This is a genomic window from Frankia sp. CgKIO3, from assembly GCF_977946435.1.
Genome location: NZ_CDWTMO010000186.1, coordinates 1 through 7,290 on the forward strand (window position 1 = coordinate 1; position 7,290 = coordinate 7,290).

The window sequence follows — 7,290 nt, forward strand, 5'->3', positions numbered from 1 at the left end:
CATCCCAGCCATCCCCGCCGAAGCCGGGTTCCACCCCGACGCCGCGGGCCCGGCCCCGACCACCGGCTGGCCAGCCTCCGTCGACGCCCGCGCCGGCGGCCACCCGCTCCTCGTAGTCCTCGGGGAGGCGCCGGAAGTCCGCGCCGAACCGGTTGTAGCGCGCCCGCGTCTTCGGGTCGGACAGCACGTGGTACGCCTCACCGATCTCCTTGAACCGCTCCTCCGCCTCCGGGCTGCGGTTGACGTCGGGGTGGTAACGGCGGGCGAGGCGGCGGTAGGCCTGCTGCACCTCCTCGCCGCCTGCGTCGCGCCGGAGGCCGAGAACCTCGTAGTAGTCGCGGGCCATCGGCGCTCACTCCTCATCGCCGCCCAAGTGCTGTCCCCGGCCGTGGCCCGGACCTCGACCACCCCGTCCTCGACCACCCCGTCCTCGACGTCGAAGATGCTCACGCCAAACGTGCCGCCGCCGAGGCCGAGTGTTACGCCATCCGATGGCTTCCCGATCCACCGGCGCCTCAAAACCACCCGCCGGAATCCCACCAAGCCGATCAGGTCGGTCCTCCGGGAGAAGGCACGCATAAGCGGTGAACCACGGTGGCGGGTCGGCACGGGTTGGCACGGGGGGTCGGCATCTGTGCTATGGTCCACTCCGCATCACTTAAAGAGATAGATCAATTACCGATCGTGGTGATGTGGTGAAGGGTTCCTCAGACCTGGCCAGTGGTCTGTTGGAGGCGGCGCCGGACGCGATCGTCGCCGTCCGGGACGATGGGGCCATCGTCCTGGTCAACGCGCAGGCCGAGCGGCTGTTCGGCTACACCCGCGACGAACTGATCGGCCAACCGGTCGAGATCCTCATCCCGGTCGGTGCCCGCGCCGTCCATCCTGATCATCGGGACCGCTACTTTGCCGACCCCCACCCCCGGCCGATGGGTGCCCGCCTCCAGCTCGCTGCCCGCCGCCGCAACGGCAGCGAGTTCCCCGTAGAGATCAGTCTCAGCCCGCTGGAGACCGAGGAGGGAATACTCGTCTCCGCGACGGTCCGGGACGTCACCGACCGCCTCGAAGCCCAGGCCGAGGGGGAACGGTTGCGCGTCGAGGCGCAACGCCGCAACTTCGAGGCCCAGCTCCACCAGTCCCAGCGGTTGGAAAGCCTCGGCCAGCTCGCCGGCGGGGTGGCGCACGACTTCAACAACCTCCTCGGAGTCATCATCAGCTACGCCTCGTTCGTCGCCGAGGAGGTCACCCAGGCCGCCGCCACTCAGACCGCGGACGGACGGTGGAACGACGTACTGCGCGACATCGAACAGATCCAACGCGCCGCCGACCGCGGCACCGTCCTCACCCACCAGCTCCTCACCTTCGGCCGCCGCGAAACCGTGCAGCCCCGGGTACTCAGCCTCAACCAGGTCGTCACCGACCTGGAGAACCTGCTGCACCGCACCTTGGGCGAACACATCGAGCTGCACATCCATCTGCAGCCCGAGCTGTGGCCCATCCTGGCTGACCCCGGCCAGATCGAACAGGTCCTGACCAACCTTGCCGTCAACGCCCGCGACGCCATGCCCGACGGCGGCGTGCTGACCATCGACACCGCCAACATCACTATCGATCCGGATTACGCGAGCGAACGCCCGGGCGTGAAAGCCGGCCCGCATGCACGGATCCGCGTCTCCGACAGCGGCACCGGCATGCCCCCGGAGGTCCTTGCCCGGGTCTTCGAACCGTTCTTCACCACGAAACCCAAGGGGGAAGGCTCCGGCCTCGGCCTCGCCACCGTCTACGGGATCATCAGCCAGGCCGGCGGGCACACCGACATCTACTCCGAACCCGGGGTCGGCACCACCATTCGCTGCCTGCTCCCCGCCACCGCCGCCGGTCAGCCGGACGCCGCCGGTCAGCCGGACACCGCGACCGGCACTCCGGCACACGCGGGCGAGACCGTCCTGCTCGTCGAGGACCAGCCCGCCATCCTCGAGGTCACCCGTCGCCTGCTTGCCCGCAACGGCTACCAGGTCCTCACCGCTACCTCCGCCGACGAGGCCATCCCCCTCGCCGCCGACCACCCCGGCCCCGTCCACCTGCTGCTGACCGACGTCATCATGCCGCGCATGCAGGGCAAGGAACTCGCCGGCCGGATCCGCTCCACTCGCCCCGACACCCGGGTGCTCTACATGTCCGGCTACGCCCACCCGGTCCTCACCACCCAGGGGAAACTTGATCCCGGTGTCATCCTGCTCGAAAAGCCCTTCTCCGAACGGGTCCTGCTCGCCAAAGTCCGAGAAGCCCTCGACCCTCCGACCTGACCACGAATCAACCAGGACCCACCTCAACGGCCAGGATATTTCCTTTCTGCCCCGTTGATAAGAAATATCCGTCAGCCGGCGCTTTCGTCGTCGCTCGTCCTGCCGCGCGGCCCTGGTCACGGGTGGTGGTTTCTGCGGTTGACAGTCTCTGCCCGCGTCATAGGCTCAGCCGTGGGACGGATGCCCGACCGGGGTAGAGTGATGATAATGCATCAGCAGGAAGCGCAGCAGGTGGAGCGCGTGCTGCGGCAAAACTGGCAGCAGATCCGATACCAGATCCTTGACCAGTTCGCCGAGGTAAACGCGTCGGACCTGGACGCAGCCTCGAGCGTCGACGACCTTGTTCAGCGCATCGCCGACAGGTCGCACTACAGCGACAGGTACGTGGAAAGCAGGATACGCGAGCTGGTGGGTGTTGCGGCGGGCGCAGGCGCCGGTCCAGCAGCGCAACCCACCGCAGCGGCGCAGGCTGCAGCCGAGCAGGCCCCAGCGCCAGCCGCGGCCGAGCAGCCGGCCGCCGGGGGCCAGGCTGAGCAGCCCACGGCGGAGCAGGCCGGGCAGCGGTTCGGCGGGCAGCAGCCGTTCACCGCGGGCCAGGCGGAACAGCCCACGGCGGAGCAGGCCGGGCAGCGGTTCGGCGGGCAGCAGCCGTTCACCGCGGCGTAGCCGCCGAGGCGGACCGGAGGGTGGGGTGCCGTCCAACGACGGAAAGCACCCCATCTGTCGGACGTCTGCGGTAGGCGTCTGCGGTAGACGGAGTACTCGAAGGCGCCTTCGAGTGGCTGGAGGTGCTTTCCTGCCCGGGATCCGCCGCCCGTCATTCCTCAGTGCCCGACGGCGGCAGTGCCCGACGGCGGCAGACTCCGTATCGGTGGATCGGCATCGGCCAGCTGGATGGGCCTGGGCTTTCTGGCCTCGGGCATCGTGTTCACGGCGATCATCGCGGTGCCCGCGGCTGCCTGGTGGCGGTTCGGGTTGAATGAGGTCGTCGCCCCAGATCATCAACCCCAGTCGCACGGTTCCGGGGGTGTGGCCATGACCGCGGCGGGCATGGCAAGCTTGCTCGTTGTGGCAACAGGGTGCGAGATGGACAGGGGAACGGCCCGGTTGGGCCGAGCCGTGGTGTTCGCCTCGTCCTCGGTGTGTCTGGCCTGGGCAGCGCACGTCTCTGGCGGGGCGCCGCGGCCAGCCGCTGGGATCATGCTGGTTGCGGTCCTCCTCCTCACCCGGGTGGCGTTCGGGTTCGCGGACCGCGAGCGAGGAGTCGCTGCGCTGCTCGCGGGTCTGGGGGTGACGCAGATCGCCCTCCATGTCACCTTCGTACTTGCGCATCCGCACACCCACCTGGCCAGCGGTCCGAGCCTGGATGTTCCGATGACGGCGGCCCACGGCATTGCCGTGGGCTGTGTGGGATTGATGCTTCGTCACTCCGAGCGGGCTGTGTGGTGTGCGGCCGGACTGAAGCCGCGCACCGTTGTGGCTCTGTTGCTGTATCCGGTGACCGTTGCCGTCGTTCCGCCTGTCCCACCCACCGTGAAGATCAACCTTCGGAAGCGGGCGCCGAGACCGCACGCTCGCCCCCTTGGCCGTGGCGCACGGCGTCGGGGACCACCCGCTTCCCCTTCTCCGGGGTTGACGTCACGGCGAGCGTTGACGTCACGGCGAGCCTGGTAGACGAGTTCCCCTGGCGGGCTCATCTGCCCGACGAGCGACCCCGGCGCGAGCAAGGCAAGGCATCTTCAGGTGGTCCCACGCGCCGTGGGACGTTCGAAGGGATCTTATGTACCGCAACGTTCGGCGTGCCGGCATGCTTGCCGGCACTGCCGCGGCAGCGATGTTCCTCCTGGCCGGACCGGCGTCCGCCCATGTCACGGTGCAGCCGCCGACGGCTGCCGCGGGCAGCTACGCCACCTTGTCGTTCAAGGTCCCCACGGAGAAGGACACCGCGTCCACGACCGGGTTGGACGTCCAGCTTCCCACCGACACCCCGATCGTGTCCGTGTCGGTCCAGCCCAAGGCGGGGTGGACACACAAGATCACCAAGGCGGCTCCGCCGAAGCCGCTCATGACGGACGACGGAGAGGTCAAGGAGGTCGTCACCAGGATTGCCTGGACGGCGCAGGGGGATGGCGGGATCAAGCCCGGGGAGTTCGACACCTTCACCGTCTCCGCCGGGCCGCTGCCCGAAAACACCGACCACATTGTGTTCAAGGCGTTGCAGATCTACTCCGATGGTTCGGTCGTGCGGTGGGTCGATGTCGTCGCCCCCGGCGCCCAGGAGCCTGAGAAGCCGGCGCCGGTCCTCACGCTGACAGCATCCTCCCCGGGGTCCGGTGGGCATGGCGCGGCCACGGTGCGGTCGGACGAAGCCGCATCGGCCTCCGACGATTCCGACGGGACGGCGCGTGGCCTGGGGATCGCCGGTCTCGTCCTTGGCGCACTCGGGTTGCTTGCCGGTGGATTCGCGCTGATCTCTTTGCGGCGGCGCGCCTAACCGTCGTGCGCCGCATCCTGGTGGTGGCCGTGACGTTCCTGGTCATGGCCACCACCTCCATCGGTCTCGGCCTCGGGGTCCCGTCGGCGTCGGCGCATGCCCTTTTGACGGGTAGCGACCCCGTGGACGGCGCGGCACTCGACGTCGCACCCGCACGGGTAACCCTTGACTACAGCGAGTCGGTGCGGGTCTCGCGCGATTCGATCCGGGTGCTCGATTCCGCGGGTAGGCGGGTCGATGATGGTCGTGCCGGATCTGGTCCCAAGGCCTCGCAGGCGACGGTCGCGCTCCGGCCGGGGCTGCCGAACGGCACGTACGTGGCGAGCTGGCGTGTCATCTCGGCGGATAGCCATCCTGTTTCCGGTGCGCTCGCCTTCGGTGTGGGCGGGCCGCCGGAGGCCGCCGCCGCGGCGGCCTCCGGCACATCGGGCTCCTCGACGGTGGGCGTCGTCTTTGCCGTGGCGAGATTTCTCGGATACGCCGCGACGGCCCTGTTACTGGGCGTCTGTTTCTTTCTGATAGTGCTCTGGCCGACAGGTCTTCGTGCGGCCGGCCCCGGCCGGCTGTTGATGGCAGCGTGGGGATTATCCGTTTTTGCGGCCTTCGCGCAGCTGCTGCTGCAGGGCCCCTACGCTGCCGGGCTCGGCCTCGGGGGACTCGGGCAGTGGTCGGTTCTGTCGACCACCCTGGCGGATCGGTTCGGCCACCTGCTGCTGATCCGTCTGCTCGCTCTTGCTTTGATGGTGCCTCTCGTGCGGCGGCTGTTGCGAACCGGGTCGGTGGATCTGCGGGGAAACGGGGAGCTCGCCGGTCTCGGTGTCGTGGTGGCCGTGACGCTTACCATGATCGGTCATGCCAGTGCCGGCGACCTGGCTTGGCTGGCTACCACCAGCACGACGGTGCATGTGATCGCCATGTCGGTGTGGATCGGTGGTCTGGTGATGATTGCCGGTTTCCTGGTGCGCCGCGCATCGGCCACCGAGCTGGCGGAGGTCCTTCCCCGGTGGTCGAAGATCGCGGTTGTGGCCGTTGCCGCCGTGATGGTCAGCGGGGTCTTCCAGGGCTGGCGTGAGGTCGGCCCGCCACGGGCCCTGATTGATACCAGCTATGGTCGACTGCTGGTGTACAAGGTGTGGCTGGTCCTTGGAATGATCGCTCTCGGCGCTCTGGCGCGGCAGTGGGTCCGCCGGCAGTACAGAACGAACAGAGATCAGCCGGCCGGCCGGCCGGACCGCTCGCCGGATACCGTTCTGCTTGCCGGGCTGCGGCGGGGTATCATGGCGGAAATCGTGGCCGGGGCTGTCGTGCTGGGGATCACGGTTGGGTTGGTGAACATGGTACCGGGACGTACCAGCTATTCACCGCCGTTCTCCGACACCACCTTCGCGGGTCCGATGACGGTGAAGGTGCGGGTCTCACCGACGCGGGTGGGCGCCCAGACCCTGGACGTCCACGCCACGGGCCCGAGCGGCAAACCGCAGAAACTGGTGGAGGCCAGTGCGGCGTTGTCGTTGCCGGCCGCCGATCTCGGCCCCTTCACTGTTCCGCTGAGCCTGGCCGCGCCGGGCCATGCGCGGAGCGACGGGATCCGGGCGCCGTTGCCCGGTGAATGGCAACTTCGGCTCACGCTCCGAGTGAACGATTTCGACCAGTACGTGACAACCGTGTTCTACCAGGTCCGATGAAGGGCTCGTGAACGCTGGGCGGCGGTAAGCGCTTCCACGATAGCTGATCGGAATGGTTCGATTGGCGTGTGATATCAGGGTTGTAATGATCGGTCAGGCAACCCATGGTAGAGCGGCAAAGGCCTGCGAGGGAAGCTCAGAAGGAATCCATCCATGCCGACCGCCACCGCTGACAAGTCCCATAGCTTCGATGTTTTCCAGCACTACGAGCGCCTCCAGTGGAAGGTTTCCGATCTCGGGCTGGAAAACGTCCGACGTGACCTCGTTCATCCCGTTTATATCTCGCTTGTCAAGGGCGTTGTCATGGGCGAGGCGACGTCTCTCCCTGGGCTGCACGGTTTTCTCAGCGAGTTCCACGACGACTACGACTGCTCGGCCTTCGTGGCCATCTGGGCCTACCAGGAGCTTCAGCATCACTACGCCTTCCGTGCTTGGCTCAAGGCGGTGGGCGTCCATATCGACCAGGACAAGATCGAGGCTCTGCGTGAGCCGTACGAAGCCGGTATCACGCCGAGTGCGACCCTGACCACGAACGTGATCTCCGAGATCATCGTTAACACGGTCTACCGGGCGATGTCGGAGTGGGTGGAGGAGCCCGTGCTAGCCGACCTGTTTCTCCGCGCGAGCCGCGACGAAGCAGGGCACGCCCGCGAGTTCCTCTTCTACTTGAAGCGTCGCCTGGAACTCCACCCGCACGAGCTGAGGTCAGTCCTGGAAAGGATTCATTTCTACGTTACGAGACCACGGCTCAACCACCCGGTCGGTGTCTACGGGATAGTCATTAAATAAGTTGATCATTTGATCT

General features: G+C 67.4%; 5 protein-coding genes and 1 pseudogene. 4 read left to right on the forward strand and 2 right to left on the reverse strand.

The genetic code is table 11. The annotated features are described in order from the left end of the window. A partial coding sequence (locus AC08OJ_RS17125) for a DnaJ domain-containing protein (protein ID WP_476596253.1) occupies positions 1 to 346 on the reverse strand: 346 nt, incomplete at its 3' end. Positions 347 to 695: 349 nt separating this feature from the next. On the opposite strand from AC08OJ_RS17125, the gene AC08OJ_RS17130 reads away from it, so the two are divergent. After that, positions 696 to 2,306: a PAS domain S-box protein gene (locus tag AC08OJ_RS17130; protein WP_476596254.1), complete on the forward strand. Its 1,611-nt coding sequence runs from the start codon at positions 696 to 698 to the stop codon at positions 2,304 to 2,306. Positions 2,307 to 2,471: 165 nt separating this feature from the next. On the opposite strand, the gene AC08OJ_RS17135 is transcribed toward AC08OJ_RS17130, so the two are convergent. Beyond that, complete coding sequence (locus AC08OJ_RS17135; protein ID WP_476596255.1) at positions 2,472 to 3,026, reverse strand: hypothetical protein; 555 nt, start codon at positions 3,024 to 3,026, stop codon at positions 2,472 to 2,474. Positions 3,027 to 4,086: 1,060 nt separating this feature from the next. Between AC08OJ_RS17135 and AC08OJ_RS17140 the strand changes: the two genes are divergently transcribed. The 3 genes and pseudogenes from AC08OJ_RS17140 to AC08OJ_RS17150 all read left to right on the forward strand — a co-directional run. Further along, complete coding sequence (locus AC08OJ_RS17140) at positions 4,087 to 4,800, forward strand: YcnI family copper-binding membrane protein (RefSeq protein ID WP_476594198.1); 714 nt, start codon at positions 4,087 to 4,089, stop codon at positions 4,798 to 4,800. A 44-nt stretch (positions 4,801 to 4,844) separates the two neighbouring features. Further along, a complete protein-coding gene (locus AC08OJ_RS17145; RefSeq protein WP_476596256.1) occupies positions 4,845 to 6,485 on the forward strand; it encodes a copper resistance CopC/CopD family protein in 1,641 nt (546 codons plus the stop codon). 153 nt (positions 6,486 to 6,638) lie between these two features. After that, positions 6,639 to 7,256, forward strand: a pseudogene (locus AC08OJ_RS17150) (ferritin-like domain-containing protein); the annotation flags it as partial. Between the last annotated feature and the right edge of the window lie 34 nt (positions 7,257 to 7,290).

What these genes read in the sequence shown, in the direction of transcription:
- AC08OJ_RS17135 (WP_476596255.1), bottom strand. Translation starts at nt 3,026, where the DNA reads ATGGGGTGCTTTCCGTCGTTGGACGGCACCCCACCCTCCGGTCCGCCT.
- AC08OJ_RS17140 (WP_476594198.1), top strand. Translation starts at nt 4,087, where the DNA reads ATGTACCGCAACGTTCGGCGTGCCGGCATGCTTGCCGGCACTGCCGCG.
- AC08OJ_RS17145 (WP_476596256.1), top strand. Translation starts at nt 4,845, where the DNA reads ATGGCCACCACCTCCATCGGTCTCGGCCTCGGGGTCCCGTCGGCGTCG.